Origin of the sequence: Mesorhizobium sp. NPDC059054, assembly GCF_042739215.1 — a bacterium.
Taxonomy (GTDB): domain Bacteria; phylum Pseudomonadota; class Alphaproteobacteria; order Rhizobiales; family Rhizobiaceae; genus Mesorhizobium.
On record NZ_JBHYHV010000005.1, the window covers coordinates 28,432 to 46,567 of the forward strand.

The 18,136-nt window shown below is 61.1% G+C and carries 17 protein-coding genes and 3 pseudogenes; 8 read left to right on the forward strand and 12 right to left on the reverse strand.

The features are described 5' to 3' along the window. Window positions 1–319: 319 nt before the first annotated feature. The 4 genes and pseudogenes from ACFWXH_RS21090 to ACFWXH_RS21105 form a co-directional block, all read right to left on the reverse strand. Window positions 320–637, reverse strand: a pseudogene (locus ACFWXH_RS21090) (Arm DNA-binding domain-containing protein); the annotation flags it as partial. A gap of 385 nt (window positions 638–1,022) precedes the next feature. Next, a complete protein-coding gene (locus ACFWXH_RS21095) occupies window positions 1,023–1,889 on the reverse strand; it encodes an aldose 1-epimerase (RefSeq protein ID WP_379123327.1) in 867 nt (288 codons plus the stop codon). Between the two features lie 170 nt (window positions 1,890–2,059). After that, on the reverse strand, window positions 2,060–2,419 hold the full coding sequence (locus ACFWXH_RS21100) for a RidA family protein (RefSeq protein ID WP_379115167.1): 360 nt from the start codon (window positions 2,417–2,419) through the stop codon (window positions 2,060–2,062). Window positions 2,420–3,228: 809 nt separating this feature from the next. Then, window positions 3,229–3,897, reverse strand: a pseudogene (locus tag ACFWXH_RS21105) (IS21 family transposase); the annotation flags it as partial. A gap of 8 nt (window positions 3,898–3,905) precedes the next feature. Here ACFWXH_RS21105 and ACFWXH_RS21110 point away from each other — a divergent pair. The 5 genes and pseudogenes from ACFWXH_RS21110 to ACFWXH_RS21130 all read left to right on the forward strand — a co-directional run bounded on the left by ACFWXH_RS21110 (window position 3,906) and on the right by ACFWXH_RS21130 (window position 7,731). Continuing rightward, entirely contained in the window at window positions 3,906–4,130 is a 225-nt protein-coding gene (locus ACFWXH_RS21110) for a DDE-type integrase/transposase/recombinase (protein ID WP_379123328.1), read from the forward strand. Continuing rightward, window positions 4,127–4,267: a hypothetical protein gene (locus tag ACFWXH_RS21115; RefSeq protein ID WP_379115064.1), complete on the forward strand. Its 141-nt coding sequence runs from the start codon at window positions 4,127–4,129 to the stop codon at window positions 4,265–4,267. The genes ACFWXH_RS21110 and ACFWXH_RS21115 overlap by 4 nt, the downstream gene beginning before the upstream one ends. Beyond that, window positions 4,233–4,943 (forward strand): annotated as a pseudogene (locus ACFWXH_RS21120) (transposase); the annotation flags it as partial. The gene ACFWXH_RS21115 and the pseudogene ACFWXH_RS21120, both read left to right, overlap by 35 nt. 219 nt (window positions 4,944–5,162) lie before the next feature. Beyond that, window positions 5,163–7,046: a hypothetical protein gene (locus tag ACFWXH_RS21125; protein ID WP_379123329.1), complete on the forward strand. Its 1,884-nt coding sequence runs from the start codon at window positions 5,163–5,165 to the stop codon at window positions 7,044–7,046. 235 nt (window positions 7,047–7,281) lie between these two features. Then, a complete protein-coding gene (locus ACFWXH_RS21130) occupies window positions 7,282–7,731 on the forward strand; it encodes an ATP-binding protein (protein WP_379123330.1) in 450 nt (149 codons plus the stop codon). Window positions 7,732–7,778: 47 nt separating this feature from the next. Here ACFWXH_RS21130 and ACFWXH_RS21135 read toward each other — a convergent pair whose 3' ends face one another. Further along, on the reverse strand, window positions 7,779–7,952 hold the full coding sequence (locus ACFWXH_RS21135) for a hypothetical protein (RefSeq protein WP_379123331.1): 174 nt from the start codon (window positions 7,950–7,952) through the stop codon (window positions 7,779–7,781). A gap of 11 nt (window positions 7,953–7,963) precedes the next feature. Then, entirely contained in the window at window positions 7,964–8,200 is a 237-nt protein-coding gene (locus tag ACFWXH_RS21140; RefSeq protein WP_379123332.1) for a DUF2158 domain-containing protein, read from the reverse strand. A gap of 119 nt (window positions 8,201–8,319) precedes the next feature. Between ACFWXH_RS21140 and ACFWXH_RS21145 the strand changes: the two genes are divergently transcribed. Together ACFWXH_RS21145 and ACFWXH_RS21150 are read left to right on the forward strand one after the other, a co-directional pair. Next, window positions 8,320–8,550, forward strand: coding sequence for a hypothetical protein (locus tag ACFWXH_RS21145; RefSeq protein ID WP_379123333.1), 231 nt, complete (start codon window positions 8,320–8,322; stop codon window positions 8,548–8,550). Window positions 8,551–8,892: 342 nt separating this feature from the next. Continuing rightward, window positions 8,893–9,174 (forward strand): helix-turn-helix transcriptional regulator, encoded by a 282-nt coding sequence (locus ACFWXH_RS21150; RefSeq protein WP_379115069.1) that lies wholly within the window; start codon window positions 8,893–8,895, stop codon window positions 9,172–9,174. On the opposite strand, the gene ACFWXH_RS21155 is transcribed toward ACFWXH_RS21150, so the two are convergent. The 5 genes from ACFWXH_RS21155 to ACFWXH_RS21175 form a co-directional block, all read right to left on the reverse strand. After that, on the reverse strand, window positions 9,140–10,396 hold the full coding sequence (locus ACFWXH_RS21155) for a tyrosine-type recombinase/integrase (RefSeq protein ID WP_379123334.1): 1,257 nt from the start codon (window positions 10,394–10,396) through the stop codon (window positions 9,140–9,142). The two genes, ACFWXH_RS21150 and ACFWXH_RS21155, sit on opposite strands and share 35 nt — an antisense overlap. A 292-nt stretch (window positions 10,397–10,688) precedes the next feature. Next, a complete protein-coding gene (guaA, locus tag ACFWXH_RS21160) occupies window positions 10,689–12,245 on the reverse strand; it encodes a glutamine-hydrolyzing GMP synthase (RefSeq protein WP_379123335.1) in 1,557 nt (518 codons plus the stop codon). A gap of 106 nt (window positions 12,246–12,351) precedes the next feature. Continuing rightward, a complete protein-coding gene (locus ACFWXH_RS21165; RefSeq protein WP_379123336.1) occupies window positions 12,352–13,002 on the reverse strand; it encodes a 5'-methylthioadenosine/S-adenosylhomocysteine nucleosidase in 651 nt (216 codons plus the stop codon). Window positions 13,003–13,097: 95 nt separating this feature from the next. Then, a complete protein-coding gene (locus ACFWXH_RS21170; protein ID WP_054313412.1) occupies window positions 13,098–13,556 on the reverse strand; it encodes a PaaI family thioesterase in 459 nt (152 codons plus the stop codon). A gap of 132 nt (window positions 13,557–13,688) precedes the next feature. Then, the gene (locus tag ACFWXH_RS21175) at window positions 13,689–14,978 is read right to left on the reverse strand and encodes an RsmB/NOP family class I SAM-dependent RNA methyltransferase (protein WP_379123337.1); all 1,290 of its coding nucleotides are present in this window, start codon (window positions 14,976–14,978) and stop codon (window positions 13,689–13,691) included. A 177-nt stretch (window positions 14,979–15,155) separates the two neighbouring features. Here ACFWXH_RS21175 and ACFWXH_RS21180 point away from each other — a divergent pair, with 177 nt between their 5' ends. Beyond that, window positions 15,156–15,833 carry an MIP family channel protein gene (locus ACFWXH_RS21180; protein ID WP_054313410.1) on the forward strand — a complete coding sequence of 226 codons (678 nt, stop codon included), beginning with the start codon at window positions 15,156–15,158 and terminating at the stop codon, window positions 15,831–15,833. A 100-nt stretch (window positions 15,834–15,933) separates the two neighbouring features. On the opposite strand, the gene katG is transcribed toward ACFWXH_RS21180, so the two are convergent. After that, window positions 15,934–18,111 (reverse strand): catalase/peroxidase HPI, encoded by a 2,178-nt coding sequence (gene katG / locus ACFWXH_RS21185; RefSeq protein WP_379123338.1) that lies wholly within the window; start codon window positions 18,109–18,111, stop codon window positions 15,934–15,936. Window positions 18,112–18,136 lie beyond the last annotated feature (25 nt).

Below are 18,136 nucleotides of genomic sequence, written 5' to 3' on the forward strand. Positions count from 1 at the left end.
GCGGGAGTTTTCGCTCTTTCTTGCCCCCTCTAGGGGGGGGGGAGGGGGGGGGGTTTTTCCCTCCTTCCCCCCCCCCCCCCCCCCCCCCCCACCCCCCCCCCCCCCCCCCCGCCGACGGCAAGAACAGCAATCATCCGGGCGGCGATCTTCGCAACCATCGCAAGCGGTCCACCCAGTCGTGGAATATCTCGGTGGACGGGCTGTAGCTGCGGCCAGTCATGAAACGACCGAACTGCTCGCGGGCCTGCTCTTCGGCGGCCGCATGCCGCGCTTCTTCCAGCGCGGCCGCGCGGCCCTCGGCTGTCCGCCGTTCCTTGTACCAGCGTTCCCCGAACTCGCCGAAACTCTTCGCTTCCTTCAGGCGGCGTCTCTGTCGCTGCTTCTCCTAAGCAGGCGAGATTCCCGCCCTCACCATACGGCGCGCATCGAGACACAATTCTCTCGCGCGGACGAGTGTTACGCCGTCCGGCCCGTATTGTCCGAGCGTTACGGTCTCGCGACGGCCGTTGATCCGGTAGTCGTACCGGAAGGTCAGCGCGCCGGAGCTCTTGACCAGGACGTACATACCGTCACGGTCGGTGACCTTGCAGTCTTTTGCCTTATATTTCAGATACCTAAGCGCCGTGTCCGTCAGCAAGGTGACCTCCATTTCCGGCGGAAATTGATCGACTTGCAGCCTAAAAAGACCGTCGAGCAAAATTCGGCCGCTTAAACGCTGCTTTCCCCAACAAATTCAGCGCGTTATCTTCCGAAAAAAGACCGTCATCAGCCGAATTGGGCTGACGGTAAGCGCTCGGAAAAGAAAACGGTCAGAAGGACCGTCGGAGCGGTCCTTTTGCACGCGATAGTTCCCGATAGATGGGGAAAATTTATACTTTTCAAATCAGGTACTTAGAGTTGGTTTCCGACGGTTCACGATAGGCCGCGAAGGACACCACGTTCGCGCCAGCAGACGAATGCCAACCGACCGCCCTGCTTTGGCCTTGCGCCTAAACTCGCTGGCATCGAAGGTATTCCGATATTTAGGATGTCGCGGCGTGATCGACGAAGCGTAGTCGCATGCGGCCCGAAATACTGCCTCCAGGCGCGAGGCATTGCACGCCATGTCCGGACGCCCCACGAGCCATCTTGTTGAATGCGTCGTCCACATTGCTCACCGGCTCGACACAAAAATAGCCCTCTTGGTCAGGCGCGAAGAGCACAAGCTTGTCGAGGGCTTCGTCTGCTTCAAGGACAAGGCTGTAGCCGCGACTTGGCCAAGTCAAGATTGCCTGGCGGCCCCACTGCGAAAAGCAATGATCGAGAACCATACCTTCAAGCTTGCGACCAGCCGAGAAGTCCCATTCTGGCGGCGTTGGTTGTGGATCGCTCGATTCTCCCGACTCCGGCTGCGACCATACCAGCGGGTTTACTGCTCTTACAGTTGTGTCATCGTCTTTTGGGAAAAACGGGTGAAAGCCGATGCCGATCGGCATCGGCTTTTGCCCGGCGTTTGTCACCGTCAACTCTACCTCGAGCCAGTTTGGCGACAGCCGAAATCTCTGTTGAACGTTGTATTTGAAGGGAAATCCGGTAACGCCAGTATGCTCGAGCACCAGATCCAGACTGGCCTTAGCCTTATAGCTTGTCTGCCAAGGTGAAACCCACCCGTCACCGTGGATCGGTGTCGTTTGGCTATGATGGGTTCTCGGGAGCCGATATGTATTGCCAAGGAAACTGAACTGCCCACCGAGCACGGGACCCGAATAGGGCACGAGAGCAAAGCATCCCATGACAAGTGGCTCTGCCTCGTTCACGACGTCGAGGTCGACCGGACGCAGCAAGTCGCGGAATCGGCCACCGCGCCAAACCTGCCATGCGCGGATCGACCCACATTCGGGCTGGATCACCAGCGAGCTTGTTTTCGTCCTTAAGTGTTGCATCACCGCTGGTGTCCGTGTTCTGGGTAGCGATCGATTCCAGCTGCACCGATCGGGCAGCGTTTCTGGAACCATGCGTGCGCATAACAAAATGAGCTAAAAGCAGCCTTGCCCACTCCGGCGGGGCTATGGGCAACAGGTCAGGCAGGGCTGTAGGCAATGCAGTCGATCTCGACTTTGGCGTCAATCATGATACGCGACTCGACAGTGGAGCGCGCAGGTGGATGCATTGGAAAGAAGGTGGCGTAGGTCGCGTTGAATCGACCAAAGTCTCTTGGGTCATCGAGCCAGACGTTGACCTTCACGACATCATCGAGTGTGCAGCCGGCTTCTTTCAAAACAGCTTCGATGTTGCGAAGGACCTGCGACGTTTGTGCCTCGATTCCTCCATCAACGAGGCGACCGTAGTCATCGAATGCGACTTGACCAGAGACAAAAACGAAATCGCCCGCGCGCATTGCTTTTGAAAACGGTAGCCCGTGCGCACCCGTGCCGCCAATCGGTGTCTTGTTTCTCAGCGACGACAACGCGGGCGCCGCCAGCGCTGACCGCTTCGACGACACCAAGGCCGATGCCAGCTCCACTTCCGGTAACAATGACGATTCTGCCGGAAAGCGAGGTGGGCAAATCTTCTTTGTAACCACGTGTCATCCTCTCATAGCGCAATGCAAAAATGTATCCAACGAGCAGCGGCCAATACCGACATACTACGCAAATGTCAAAAAATAATGTATGATTTATGATCATTGAGGCACGAAAATTTCGCTTCGCCCCGAATCCGAGTTCCGGTAAATACCGACGACGCTCAATGTTTCTGTCGAGGAGGTAGCTGAGACCGATCTGGCCGCTCATCAGGCCCGCCGGGACGCCGAGGATGAACGCGTTGGCTATTCCGTAGCTATGCAGGCGGAACGGGTCGCCGCCGCCTGTGAGCAGGAACTGGTAGACGCCCTGACGGCTACGCCCGCCACGACGCTTGGTGGCGTAGCGGGCAAGCTCGATGTGGTCATGCGTGAAGGCGAATACTTCGGGGACTGTACGGATTTCCCCTGGCCACTGGTGCGCTCGGCACTTGATGACATTGTGCGAATAGCGCGGCATGGAAGCGCTTTATGATAATGCCCGCCGGGGACCGCCGTTTCAATCGGAAAGCCTCCACCTGAGAACACGTGACGGCAAAGCCCGCCATCATGCGCTCGCACCGGAAGCTGCTTTGTCTGTGACGCTTGCTGGACGTTCCCTTCGGAACCGAGAGGTTCGGAAAAGCCTTGGTTGCTTGGAAGCAAGTAAGGCTTTGTGGGATCGCAGGCGCGGCGGCCTTGAGCTTGCGGCGCACCTTCTCCATGGCCGACGGCAGAACCCAGTTCTTGAAAGGTGCGCCGTTGCGCAGTCCTCCGGGCTTGCGAGCCAGCACCGGCACATAGTGCCAGGGATCGTAGACCACCTCGTTGCGGCCGAAGCAGCGGGCGTGTTCTCCAACGACCGCGCCGTCCTGGCGGATGACAATGCGATCGGCATAGGCATGGATCTCGACCGGTCGACCGACGGCACGCGACAGCATCGAGTATTTATTGTTGTCGAAGCGCACTGTGCAGGTCTTCGACACGGAGGCCGGAATGCAGTGGAAGCCGTCGAAGCGGCCGGCATAGGGAATGAAGCTGGTCCGCTCCTCCTCGAACTTCCCATACCGTGCGCGTGCCCTGATCGGGATGCTTGTGCGCCTTTGCGTAGGCGACGCACTTGTCGGCCAGCCCGCCGTTCAGGTCCTCCAGGGTCTTGAAGCGCAGCCTCGGCGTGAAGAAGCGCTCGCGCACCAGATCGCGTCGACCGCCGTCTTCATGTTGTCGTAGATGCCACGTGTGCAGGCGCCGCGGAAGAAGGCGAACGCCCGGTCATGTGCGTCGAACACCATCTCCTGCATCTCGCGCGGATAGGCCCGAACGAAGAACATGCGGGTATGACAGAGTCGCATGGTCGCGCCTCGTTGTGGGCTATGCCATCGGCCGATCCATTAATGCGCGCCTGACCACGGCAGCCCTTAAGATGGCGATCGCCCGCAGACGGCCGCCACCCGGCTGCATTCATCATTCCGATTGCGGGGCTCAATACGCAGCGGAGATTTATCGACAGGTCCTGGCAGACGCCGATCTGATCGGGTCGATGGGCGCAAGGGCAATCCCTATGACAATGCCAAGGCCGAGAGCTTCATGAAGACGCTCAAGGTCGAGGCCGTTTACCCGATGGCGTTCGAAACCTTCGAGGACGTCATCGAGTATCTTCCTCACTTAATCGAGGAAGCCTACAACAAGCGAAGGCTATGGCGAGGCTATCACGCGCGCCTTGCCTGATGCTGTCCAGGTTGCTGATCGCTGGCACTTCATGGAGAACGCCAGCAGGGCGTTCCTCGACGCCGTGCGCGCCGTCGCCCGAGGCGAGCGCAGCGACGTCTTCCGGACCCGCGAGAGTTCGCTGGAACTCCACTTGCCCCAGCGCGCAGTGGGACAGTGGAGCCAGGAATGCAACCGATCTCTGGCGCAAGCTCAAAGGTCAGGGCTTCCGTGGGTCCCTGCGCGTCGTCGGCGAATGGGCGACCCGCCAGCGCCGAGCCGAGAAGGCGGATGCCGGCACGCTGACGCGCGGCCCCTCGGCCCGCACCATCGCGCGGCTGATGACAATCGGCCGCGACAACCTCTCGAAGGCCGAATAGTGATCGTCGCCGCCGTCGAAGGCCGCGTCACGGCCCTCGTCGAGGCGCGCGAGACCATCGCAGACTTCCATGCCTTGGTCCGCAGCAAGGATCCCGAAGGACTCCCCAGGTGGATCGAGCGTACGCTGCAAAGCCTCGTCGCCTCCTTTGCACGCGGCGTCGTTAAAGACGAGGCGGCCGTGTGTACCGCAATCGCGTTACCCTGGTCGAACGGCCAGACCGAGGGGCAGGTAACCAAGCTCAAGCTCGTCAAGCGCCAGATGTACGGCCGAGCGAAGATTGACCTGCTCCAAGCTCGCTTGATCGGTTCCGTATGATCGCGAGATGCGGCGAGAGTGCGCCAGACCCCCATTCCATGCCGATTGACATCTTGGCCCACATTGTGCTGATAGCTGTGCGTCGGGGCGGAGCCGGAGAGCTAGATGTGCGACGAGCATCGGTCCGAAATCGAAGAAGCGTCAATCCTAGCGCGAGACAGGCGTGAGCCGCTCCCGGCGGCTGCCACATCGCGTCGACGGTTCCTAAAGGGCGTCGCCATGTCCGCGGCTTCCTTCGCCGTGCCCTGGTCGCTGGCAGCCCCCACGCCAGGGAGCGCGGCGCCGATCGCGCGCGACTCGGGATGGGCCGAACATTCCCTTACCGAATCGATCGGAAGCGCGGCGACGCCCAGAGCCACCGGGGCGCAGCCCTTTACAATTGATGCGCCGGCGAACCCCAATGGGCCGGTTTTCCATCTGGCTGATTTCGGTGCCATTGCCGATGGTGTCGAGCCTCCGGTCGATGGACCGGACCGCAACCTGGCTGCGTTACAGGCCGCGCTCGACCAGTGCCGTAAGACAAAGGCGGCCAGGCTCGTCGTCGGCAGGGGCATCTACCGCTGCACTTCCGGCGAATCGATTGTCTTCGATGGGTTCAGTGACTTCACCTTCGATGGCGGCGGGGCGACGTTTCTCTTCCACCTGATCGAAGGTGGCGAAGGCATCTCGATCAAGAACTGCCGACGATCGGTGTTCTCCAACTTCAATCTGGACTGGGATTGCGCGATCGATCCGCCTGCTTGGGTAGGCAGAGTTACCGAACTGGCCGACGATCAATCGAATTTCGTGATGCGCTTCGAGACGGCTGCGCCGCTCGATCCCAAGGTTTGGGTCACGATGAACCCGCTCGATGAAGAGCTGCGTGCGCCGGGCGCCGGCACGGAGTTCGACGGCTTCGCACCCACCAAGATTGAGAAGCTCGATGAGCAAACGGTGCGCGTGTGGCCAACCGAACCCATCAACCCCATCGTAGGCCGCCTTTACCTACTGCGCCATTACACCTACGAAAAGCACGCCGTTGTCATGGTCGGCAATTCCCATCTCTCGTTGCGCAACGTGAACATCTACACGTTTCCCGGCGAGGGATTCGTCACTGGCGGCGATCAGCATCACTTCGAGCTGGTCGACTGCCGCATCGCCCCTCCTGCCAACGAGCTCCGATCCATCACCACCACGGCCGACGGATTTCATGTCGGGCAGTCGCAAGGCTTCATCCGGCTTGAGCGGTGCGAGTTTAGCTTCATGGGCGACGACTGCGTGAACATTCACGACAACATCCACATGGGCGTCCGCCGCGTGGATGACTACACCCTGGTCGCAACCAACTTCATCGATTGGCGAACTCCTTTCTCGGCTGGCGATCCAGTCGAGCTCCGCAAGGCTGATCTATCGCCGACCGGCTTTACCGCCAAGCTGAAATCAGTCGCCGTGGACTCCGAGAAGAGCGAAGCCACACTGATCTTCAGCCAGAAGCTTCCCACGCGCATCGCCAATGACGCCATTCTCTTCAATCGACGCTATGGTTCACGCAATGTCATTGTTCGCAATTGCTACTTCCACGAGAATCGGGCGCGAGGCATCTTGTGCAACAGCGCCGACTGGCTCGTCGAAGATAACCGTTTCTTTCATAACCAGTTCGCGGCCATGCTGATGCAACCATACGCGTTCCCTTTCGACGCAGAGGGCTTCGGCGCGCGCAACGTCATCATCCGGGGGAACAAGTTCGAGTCATCCAATTCCTACGGAGCCGACGATGGACCAGTCATTCAGTTAGACACGAAGGTGGTCGGCGACGCCAGCACTGCGTATCCTCTGTTCGATGGAGTGTTGCTTGAGAAGAACGAATTTACAGAAATGCCGGGCCCCGTAGTACAAGCCTCCTCGTTCAAGAACCTGGTGATCAGGAACAACCGCGTGACGAATCTCAAGGAGGCGCCGGTTGCAGAGAAGATGCGCGGCAGCATTCGCGCCGAGCTGGGGACTGGCCTGTGGGTGGAAGGCAATAGCTGGACGACGCAGGAGGACATCGAACCTCCACGGCTCTACTACAACGCTGATACGGTCCGCTCGATCGCCTGTCGGGCCAATGTGTTAAAGACCTGACGCCAAGGCGACGCATAGGTCCGGCCGCCGCGACAAGGATCTTGCGGTTGCACACCACCCACGTAAAGCTTTGAAGAATATGGCGGCTGGAGTTCTGGGGGAGCATGAGGATTTTGTGGGCGGGCTGTTGATTTGCACTGAGAGCTAACCCGGGATTGCGGGAAAATATCACTGAGAATTGACCCATGTTTCAATCATCCCCTGTGGTTTCAGCGGGGGCTCTGGAGCGATCGACATGGCGTTACTGAGCGTAATCCGACGCTGGCATTTTCAGGATGATCTATCGATCCGAGAGATATGCCGCAGGACGGGCCTATCGCGGAATACTATCCGCAAATACCTGCGTGGCGGCGACGTGCAGCCGAGACTGAAGGCACCGGAGCGACCGAGCAAGCTTGATCCGTTTGCAGATCATTTATCGGTCTGGCTGAAGACGGAATCCAAAAAGAGCCGCAAGCAGAAACGGACGATGAAGCAGTTGTATTCTGATCTTGTGAGCCTCGGCTATGACGGCTCCTTCCACCTGCTGAGCAAACTCTACGAGCGCACCAGCGTCATTATCACCATCAATCTCAGCTTCAGCGAATGGGCTAGCGTCTTCGGCGATGCCAAGATGACAACCGCGCTTGGCGCACGAACCCAAAATGACAGAGGAGAAACGGAGGAACTTGACCACCACGACTGACAGGAACGATACTTAAAGGCGGGTCACTTCTCGGCGCAAAGCCCGGGTCAGCTCTCAGTGCAAATCAACACCTCTGCATCTGCCAGCAAGACGGTGCTGCCGCCCAGCGTGTCGAAGAACAGTGCCTCCAGCGCCGTCGCGTCGCGACGCGCGCAGGTCAGCTCATCGATGCCGGTCGAGCTATAACGGTCGATGCCGATGAACAGGCCGCGAAACGGCATGAGGCACCACGCTACGCCCGAACGACGCCGACGGAGAACGCGGCTCGTGGCTTCTCAGCCTTCTCCAGCACGACCGGCGCGAACGTGTCTTTCCGCGCGACCTGCTTGTTGCCCACCTTCTCGAACCAGACACACCAGACGGCATCCTCCTCCAGCATGGCCGTCTTCCCGACCTGTTCGACCGTCATGATCGGCCCGTCTGACTTCACCCGCACAAGATCGCCGGGCTTGAATTCGGTAACATCCATTCTCCGCGGTCCTTCTCGATACCTATCTGTCCTCGCCAGGAACCGGAGAAGGTCACAAGAAGCCCGCTCACGTCCCCATCACCATGGGTGGAGGCACGCACGTGCTAGGAGATCGCCCCGTGCCCAACGTCAATATGTATGGATATATATATGGTGTACCGACCCTGCAGGCCGATGACGGAGCCCACGATTACCGTGCCGCAGCCGAGGCGGCCGCCGATTTCAAGCGACAGCGCTCCAAAGGGAAAGCTGAACGCGAGAAAACCCAGGGAGACTGCAATGGCGATCGGAGCAAGTCCGGCGAAGATGGAAGCGGAGTCGTGGTGGAAGAAGATACCGATGTCATATGAAGCGTCCTGTTGAAACTCGCCGGGTTCTCCCTGCCGGGAACCTCGCGGCACAGGACGCGTTGGATGACGGTAACGCCTACGGCAGCCTCACCAAGTCGGCTGCGATGAAATGAATGGCGGCGCTCTGCGATATGGTCGACTGCCCCAATGCCCGGCACTAGTTTTCGCACCATCGGATTTTTATCAAGCAACAACATACGGAATAACCAAGACCCGTCCCTAAACACCCATCCGATTTGCACGCTATGATACGCTATTCCCGCACGGAGCGATGACGGGACTTCCATCTTTCAAGATCTATTGCTTTCTATCTCCTGAACCTTCAAGTGATAGGAGAAAAGCATGGCGTTATCCTACACCCCACTCCGACGGACTATCCGACGCCAGCAGTTGCGGCAGATGATCCCGCTGGCCGACAGCACGATCTACGAAATGGAGCAGCGTGGTGAATTTCCCCGCCGCTTTGCGCTATCGCCTAGATGCATCGTCTGGGACTTAGCTGAAGTTGAGGCCTGGCTGCTGGCGCGCCGCGCCTTGCCGATCCGACGCGCTCAGCACCCGGACGTTTCAAATCGGAAAACGCGGCCAGTCAAAGGGCAGGATCAAGCTCCATCAGAGGCATAGCCGGCGGCAAGAGCACGGGTGTGTGTTTACGTCCCTCCACCCAAGCGTCTATGATGTCCGACCATTCCTGCATCATGTAACGACGCTGGACCTCGTACTCCGCCTTGTTGTAGACCCCGCGCGATGAACGTCCGTCCTCGTGCGCCAAGCACTTCTCGATCCAATCGCTGTTAAAGCCTAGCTCGTTAAGCAGCGTAGAGCCCGTGCGCCGCAGGTCATGGACGGTGAACGGCTCCAGCGGCAGCCCATCCTTCTTGGCCTGCTCAACGACCGCATAGGTCACGCGATTGAAGGTGGCGCGCGACATCGGAGCATCGGCGTCGTACCTGGACGGAAGCAGATATCGCGAGTTGCTCGCACAGGTCTTGAGCGCGATCATGATGTCGAGAGTCTGGCGGGAGAGATAAACGTTGTGAGCCTTCGATCGCTTCATGCGCTCCTTCGGGATCGTCCAGACTGCATTCTCGAAATCCACCTCATCCCAAACTGCATCCTGCAGCTCGCTCTTTCGCACCATCGTCAGCAGATACAGTTTCATCCCCAACCGGATGGTCGGCAGCGTCGCGATGTTCTCGAGCTGCCTGAGCATGATCCGGATTTCGGTAGGAGATAGCGAGCGATCCTTCGGTACGAAGGTCGCGATTGATGCCGGGCCGACGTCGTCGGCTGGGTTTGCAACTTTTTCGCCGTGCAGGATGGCGAACCCGTAGATTTGTTTCAGGATGTCCCGAACATGGATCGCCGTCGCCGGCGCGCCGCGATCGACGATCTTCCCGCAATGCGCACGCAGATCGTCCGGCGTGATCTCCGTGAGAAGCCGATTGCGCCATACTGGAAGGAGTTCCCTTTCGAAGATCGAACGCCTCATCGCCCGCGTGCTGTCAGCCATCGGCGCATTCAGGAGCCATTTCTCTCCGAACTCGCCGAAGCTCTTGGCTTCCTTGATCCGTCGCTTCTCGCGTTGCTTCTCGATCGCGGGTGAGCGCCCTTCGCTGACGGCCCTTCTTGCATCAATGCAGAGTTCGCGAGCTCGGGCCAGTGAGATTCCGTCGCGCCCGTACTTTCCTAGGTAGACAGTCTCGCGCCGTCCATTCAGGCGGTAGTCGAGTCGAAAGGATATCGCTCCCGAAGGCATGACGCGAACGTACATGCCGTCCCGATCCGCGACCTTGTACATCTTGCTCTGTGGCTTCAGGGCCTTGATCGCAGCATCCGTCAGCATTCCGCGACACCTCCAAAAAGTACCGTCATCCGGTTTTGGGCGGCCCTGTGCGGAAAATATGGCTTAGTATCAGTTACTTACAGCCAAAAAAGTACCGTCAAGGACCTCATCTGCCCTGACGGTACTTCGGATTTTGGAGCTGATCAATATGGGCGAGACCCGTCACGCGGACCGTCACGCCTGATCTGTGCCCACCGATAGATATCGATAGATGCTGAGGTAATTTTTCTTTTTGACCAATGGGTTATGGAGAACTGTGGCGTAGTTTCGGATACCCTCGGATGGACAAAAATCATTCCCACTCGATCGTGCCCGGCGGCTTCGAGGTCACGTCGTAGACGACACGGTTGATGCCGCGCACTTCGTTGATGATGCGGGTGGCGGCGCGGCCGAGGAATTCCATGTCGTAGTGGTAAAAATCTGCCGTCATGCCGTCGACCGAGGTGACGGCGCGCAAGGCGCAGACGAACTCATAGGTGCGGCCGTCGCCCATCACGCCCACCGTCTGCACCGGCAGCAGCACCGCGAAAGCCTGCCAGATGGCGTCGTAGAGGCCGGCCTTGCGGATCTCGTCAAGGTAGATCGCATCGGCTTCGCGCAGGATCTCCAGCTTCTCGCGGGTAATGCCGCCCGGACAGCGGATGGCAAGGCCTGGTCCCGGGAAGGGATGGCGGCCGATGAAGCTGTCTGGCAGGCCTAGCTCGCGGCCAAGCACGCGCACCTCGTCCTTGAACAGTTCACGCAGCGGCTCGACGAGCTGCATGTTCATGCGCTCGGGCAGGCCGCCGACATTGTGGTGCGACTTGATGGTCGATGAGGTGGCGCCGGTGAAGGACACGCTCTCGATGACATCGGGATAAAGCGTACCCTGCGCCAGGAATTCAGCGCCCCCGAGTTTCTTGGCCTCTTCCTCGAACACCTCGATGAACAGGCGGCCGATGGTCTTGCGCTTCTTTTCCGGATCGCTTTCGCCTTCCAGCGCGGAGATGAAGCGATCCGAGGCGTCGACCAGGATCAGCGGCAGATTGTAGTGCTCGCGGAACATGGTGACGACGTCCGCCGCCTCGTTCTTGCGCATCAGGCCGTGGTCGACCAGAATGCAGGTGAGCTGGTCGCCGACCGCTTCGTGGATCAGCAGCGCCGCGACGGAAGAATCGACGCCTCCCGACAACGCGCAGATCACCTTGCCTTTGCCGACCTGCTTGCGGATCGCCTCGACGGCGTGCTCGCGATAGGCCTTCATGGTCCAGTCGCCCTGGATGCCGGCGATCTTATGCACGAAATTGCGTAAGAGCTTGGCGCCGTCCGGCGTGTGCACGACTTCCGGATGGAACTGGACGGCGTAGAACTTGCGCTCTTCATCGGCGATCGCCGCGAACGGCGCGCCGGTCGACGTACCGACGACCTTGAAGCCCGGCGGAATGGCGGTGACGCGATCGCCGTGGCTCATCCACACCTGGTGGCGGGTGCCCTTTGCCCAGACGTCGTCGAAGAGCGCGCAATCCTGCTCGACCTCGAGGAAGGCCCGGCCGAATTCGCGGTGATGGCCGCCTTCGACCTTGCCGCCAAGCTGGGCACACATGGTCTGTTCGCCGTAGCAGATGCCGAGCACCGGGATGCCGGCCGTGAAGACCGCGTCAGGGGCGCGCGGGCTGCCGATGTCGACGGTGGAATGTGGGCTTCCCGACAGGATGACCGCCTTGGGATTGATCCGCCGGAAGCCTTCGTCGGCCGACTGGAACGGCACGATTTCGCAATAGACGCCGGCTTCGCGCAAGCGCCTGGCGATCAGCTGCGTGACCTGGCTGCCGAAGTCGATGATGAGAACTGTGTGGGGATGTGTCGTCATGGCGAGCCTTTAAAGAAAGAACCGATTCGACGCAATGGGCTCGCTGGAGCGGAATGCGGACAAGATGGACCGGTATGCCGCTCTCGTGTCGCGGCAGTGTCCGCCGTCAAAGGTCCAGCGTGCCGTCGGCAAGCGCCACGCTGAGCAGGTCGACGGCGGCGGCCAGCTTCTCGTCTATGACGTGGAGATATTCGGTCCAGTCGCCGACATGCCTCAGTTCCGCAGCGCCGTCGGAAATGCCGCGCAGCGCAATCAAAGGCAAGGAGAACAGCTGGCAGGCGCGCAGCACGGCGAAGGTCTCCATATCGACCATGTCTTCGGCAACGGTATCGTAGGCGGCACCCGATACGATGTTGGCGCCGGTGGAGAGTGCCGCGCCTTCGATGCCGGCGATGCGATGACCGAGCGGCAAGGTTGCCGGCAGGTCGAGAAACGGCGTGACGCCTCTCTCGAAGCCGAGCGCGGAAGCATCCATGTCGCGATAGGATACCGACGTCGCCTGGTAGATGCCGGTCTGCTCCAGCCGGCGCGAACCGGCGGAGCCGAGCGAGACGATCAAATCAGGCAACCGGTCGGCGGCCTGCAGCCATGCGAATTCGGCGCCCAGCCGTACGCCGGCTTCGACCGGGCCGACGCCGGTCATCAACGGCTTGAACAGGCGCTTGAGGTGCGGGCCGTACTCGGCATCCGCCGCCATGACGAACAGGACCTTGCGTCCGGCGAGAGCGACAAGCAGGTCTGCGGAATTCTGGTTCATCGACTTAAACACCTGAGGACATGGCGCACGGCGTGGTTTCGGCCTGCGTAACGTCTCGTCGTGTCAGTTGCGCGACGAAATCGTGAGCCGGCAGCTCACCCTTCGATGCCTTCACGTCCGGTCACCGTCATCATGGTGCCGGTCATTGTGGCGATCAGCTTGGCCTCGCCGTCGGCGGCGAAGGCGTAGGCCTGGCCGTCGGCAACGATGATGGTGCGGCCGGGCTTGGTGACCGAGCCACGGAACAGGAAGCGTTCGCCTTTGCCCGGCGCCAGGAGATTCACCTTGAACTCGATGGTCAGAACGCCGGAATTTTCCGGCATCAGCGAATAGGCGGCATAGCCGCAGGCTGAATCCAGCGCCGTCGAAATCACGCCGGCGTGCAGGAAGCCATGCTGCTGCGTAAGCTCGGCCGAATAGGGCATCTCGATCTCGATGATGCCCGGGGTAACCAGCGTCAGTTCGGCGCCGATCGTGGCCATGGCCTGCTGACGCGAGAACGAGGTCCTGACGCGCTCCTCATAATTCGGGGCCGGTACGATCTTGGCTGCCATGATGCTTGCCCCCAAGGTTATCTTGCACGTGCAATAGAGCCCGCGACTTTTCAGGAAATATGTTCTAGCCGGCTTACCGCAGAGCCACCCCACAGGCAATGCCTATGCTGCATTGCAACATAGGCCAACGGATCACGCAACCTTGCGCAGGGCGCAGAAATAGAAGCCGTCGGTGCCGCTCAGCGCCGGCGACAGCGAAATGCCGAATTGCGGGCCGAGACGCGCCGCGGCCTCATGGCCCGGGAAACGCGCCTGCCACAGCGCGGCGTGGTCGACCGGCGTGAAGCTCTTGTGACGGGCCAGAAAGCTTGAGACCTGCTCGCCGTTTTCGTCCGGGAAAACCGAGCAGGTGACGTAGACCAGCAGGCCGCCGGGTTTCACGAAACTGTTGGCCACATCGAGAATGGCCGATTGTTCCGCCTTGCGCGCATCGAGCTGGCGGTTGGTCAGCCGCCATTTGGCGTCCGGCCGGCGCCGCCAGGTGCCTGAACCGGTGCATGGCGCATCGACCAGCACGATATCCATGTGGCTGGCCAGAGGCGCCAGTTCCTGCTCGCGCGCGACGACCTGGATGTTACGGTTTTCGGAGCGGCGCATACGGTCGAAGATCGGCGCCAGGCGCTGCTTTTCCGCGTCATGCGCGAAGACCTGGCCTTTGTTCTCCATCGCCGCCGACAGCGCCAGCGACTTGCCGCCGGCGCCGGCGCAATAGTCGAGCACCTGCATGCCGGGTTTTGCGTCGGCGAGTTCCGCGGCGATCTGCGAGCCCTCGTCCTGGACTTCGAACCAGCCCTTTTGGAAGGCGGGTTCGGCCTGGACATTCGGGTGCCGGCCGTCACCGGCGATCGGCGCGATGCGGATACCCTGAGTGGCGAGACGCGCCGGTTCGGCGCCCGTCTCGGCGAGTTCCGCCAGAACCTTGGCGCGATTGGCCTGCAAGGTGTTCGTGCGCAGGTCGAGTGGCGGGCGCGCTGCTAGGGCTGCCCCCTCTTCCACCCATGTTTCGCCGAAAGCTTCTTTCAGCAGCGGCACGCACCAGTCGGGGCTATCGGCCTGCACCTCGTCCGGTGCGTCGGCCAGTCTGCGCCCGGCAACGGTCGCCAGTTCGGCATCGCTCAGCAAGGGCGGCGCGAATTTGTCGCCTGCGAGCGCGGCATTCAGCGACTGCGCCGTCTGCCCCCATTCCAGCAAAAGCGCGCCGAAGCCGACCGCGCGCGGCGTCTCATCATCGAACAGCCAGCCGGCACTGCGTTTGCGGCGCAAGGCGTCATAGACGATGTTGCCGACCGCGGCACGATCGCCGCCGCCGGCAAAGCGGTGTGAGAGGCCCCAGTCGCGCAAGGCATCGGCCGCCGGACGATGCCGGCGATTGATGTCCTCCAAAACTTCGATGGCTGCCGCCAGCCTTCCGCCCAGTCGCATTCGTCCGCCGCGTAGGATTGATTTCGTTTCTGCTCTAAAGGGCGCAACCCGAATGCACAAGGCGTTGAACTGGCGCAATATCCCCCGCTTTAAAACGGTTCGGCTTAAGCTTACGCTCCCGCTTGCGATTCGCGGCTCTTGCCAGGAGCTGGCAGGGCCCTTTCGAGGAGAGGGACTATGAAATCTTATCTGGCTGAAGTTCTGGGTACATTTCTGTTGGTGTTCATCGGCACCGCCTCGGTGGTGACCGGCGGGTTCGGCGGCGCCTTGCCGCTTGGACAGGAAGGCATCGGCCTTGCTTTCGGCATCGGCCTTATCGCCGCCGCCTACGCGATCGGACCGATTTCCGGCGCGCATCTCAACCCGGCGGTGACACTGGGCGTTTTCCTGGCCGGTCGCTTGCCGGCCAAGGATGTGATCCCTTACTGGATCGCCCAGATCATCGGCGCCATCATCGCTTCGCTGGCGCTGTGGATCATCGTTTCGGGACAGGTCGGCGGCCATACCGGCGGCTTCGGAGCGAACGGCTGGGACGAGACGAAATGGGGCATGAGCTCCGCGTTCCTGTGGGAACTGATCGGCACGTTCACGTTCGTGACGGTCATTCTCGGCGTCACCAGCGGCAAGCACACGACAGCCTTTGCCGGCCTCGTCATCGGCCTGACGCTTTCAGCGTTGCACTTCGCGATCATCCCGGTGACCGGAACCTCGCTCAACCCGGCACGTTCGATCGGCCCGGCGCTGTTCACCGGCGGCGCGGCCATCAGCCAGCTCTGGCTGTTCATCGTTGCGCCACTGATCGGCGGCGCCATTGCCGGCGTCGTCGCCAAGACCGGCATGTTCGAGAAGGACTAAGGACACGAAGGCAAGGCGCTCACCTGGGCGCCTTGCCAACCTTCCAATAAGAAACAGGCGCGGATCGCTCCGCGCCTGTTTTATTTTGATCAGCTTGAACTCAGACGAGATCGAAGCGGTCGGCGTTCATCACCTTGGTCCAGGCCGCCACGAAGTCCTTCGCGAACTTCTCCCTGGAATCCGCGCTGCCATAGACTTCGGCGAAGGCACGCAGTTGCGAGTGCGAGCCGAAGATCAGATCGACGCGGGTGCCGGTCCACTTGGGCGCCTTGGTCTTGCGGTCGCGGCCTTCATAGACGCCGTCGCCCGCTGGCTGCCATTCGGTTGCCATGTCGAGCAGGTTGACGAAGAAATCGTTCGTCAGCGTGCCGGGCTTGTCGGTGAACACGCCGTGCTTGGAACCACCGGCATTCGCGCCGAGCACACGCAGGCCGCCGACGAGCACCGTCAGTTCCGGCCCCGTCAACCGCAGCAGTTGCGCCCGGTCCACCAGAGCTTCCTCCGGCTTCATGAACTGGTGCTTCTTGCCGATGTAATTGCGGAAACCGTCAGCGCGCGGCTCAAGCGGAGCAAAGGACTGCACGTCGGTCTGATCCTGCGAGGCATCGGTACGGCCCGGTGCGAACGGCACCGTCACGTCGACGCCGGCGTCGCGGGCGGCCTTCTCGACCGCGGCGCTGCCGCCAAGCACGATCAGATCGGCCAGCGATACCTTCTTGCCCCCGGTGGCCGAAGCGTTGAATTCGTCGCGGATCGCTTCGAGCTTGCCAAGCACGGTCTTGAGCTCGGCCGGCTGGTTGACTTCCCAATCCTTCTGCGGCGCAAGACGAATGCGGGCACCATTGGCGCCGCCGCGCTTGTCCGAGCCACGGAAAGTCGAAGCCGACGCCCAGGCGGTAGAGACCAGTTGCTGCACGGAGAGGCCGGAGGCGAGGATCTTCGCCTTCAGCGCGGCGATGTCCTGCTCGTTGACCAGCGCATGATCGACGGCGGGAACCGGATCCTGCCAGATCAGCGTCTCCTGCGGGACCAGCGAACCGAGATAGCGGACGCGCGGACCCATATCGCGATGGGTGAGCTTGAACCAGGCGCGGGCGAAAGCGTCGGCGAACTGGTCCGGGTTCTCATAGAAGCGGCGCGAGATCTTCTCGTATTCCGGGTCGAACCGCAGCGACAGGTCTGTCGTCAGCATGGTCGGCAGATGCTTCTTCGATGGATCGTAAGCATCCGGAATGGTGGCTTCGGCATTCTTTGCCTTCCACTGCTTGGCACCCGCCGGGCTCGCCGTCAGTTCCCATTCGTATTCGAACAGGTTCTTGAAGAAGAGGTTGCTCCACTGCGTCGGCGTCTGCGTCCAGGTCACTTCCGGGCCGCCGGTGATGGAGTCGGCACCAACGCCGGTACCGTGCTTGCTCTTCCAGCCGAGGCCCTGATCCTCAATGGCGCCACCCTCCGGAGCGGGGCCAATCAGCGACGGATCGCCGGCGCCATGCGTCTTGCCGAAGCTGTGACCGCCGGCGATCAGCGCCACGGTCTCTTCGTCGTTCATCGCCATGCGGAAGAACGTCTCGCGGATGTCCCTCGCCGCCGCAATCGGATCGGGATTGCCGTTCGGGCCTTCCGGGTTGACGTAGATCAGGCCCATCTGCACGGCGCCCAGCGGCTCGGACAGCTGGCGTTCGCCGCTGTAGCGTTCGTCGCCAAGCCAGGTGCCTTCCGGGCCCCAGTAAAGCTCTTCCGGCTCCCAGACGTCGGCGCGGCCGCCCGCGTAGCCGAAAGTCTTGAAGCCCATCGATTCCAGCGCGACGTTGCCGGTCAGGATCAAAAGATCTGCCCAGGAGAGCTTGCGGCCGTATTTCTGCTTGATTGGCCACAGCAGGCGGCGAGCCTTGTCGAGGTTTGCGTTGTCCGGCCAGGAATTCAGCGGAGCGAAACGCTGCTGACCGGCGCCCGCGCCGCCGCGGCCGTCGGTGATGCGATAGGTGCCGGCGCTGTGCCAGGCCATTCGGATGAACATGCCGCCGTAATGCCCGAAGTCGGCCGGCCACCAGTCCTGCGAATCCGTCATCAGCGCCGTCAGGTCCGCGATGACCGCGTTCAGATCGAGGCTTTCGAACTCCTTGGCGTAGTCAAAGGTCTCGCCCATGGGATCGGACAGGCCTGAGTTGTTGTGCAGGACCTGGACGTCCAGCTGTTCGGGCCACCAGTCGCGATTCTTCGGTCCATGGCCGCTGAACGGGCATTTGCCTGCGCTTTTGTCGTCGGTCTTTGCGTCCATTTCTTTCTCCAATCCTGAACTTCAA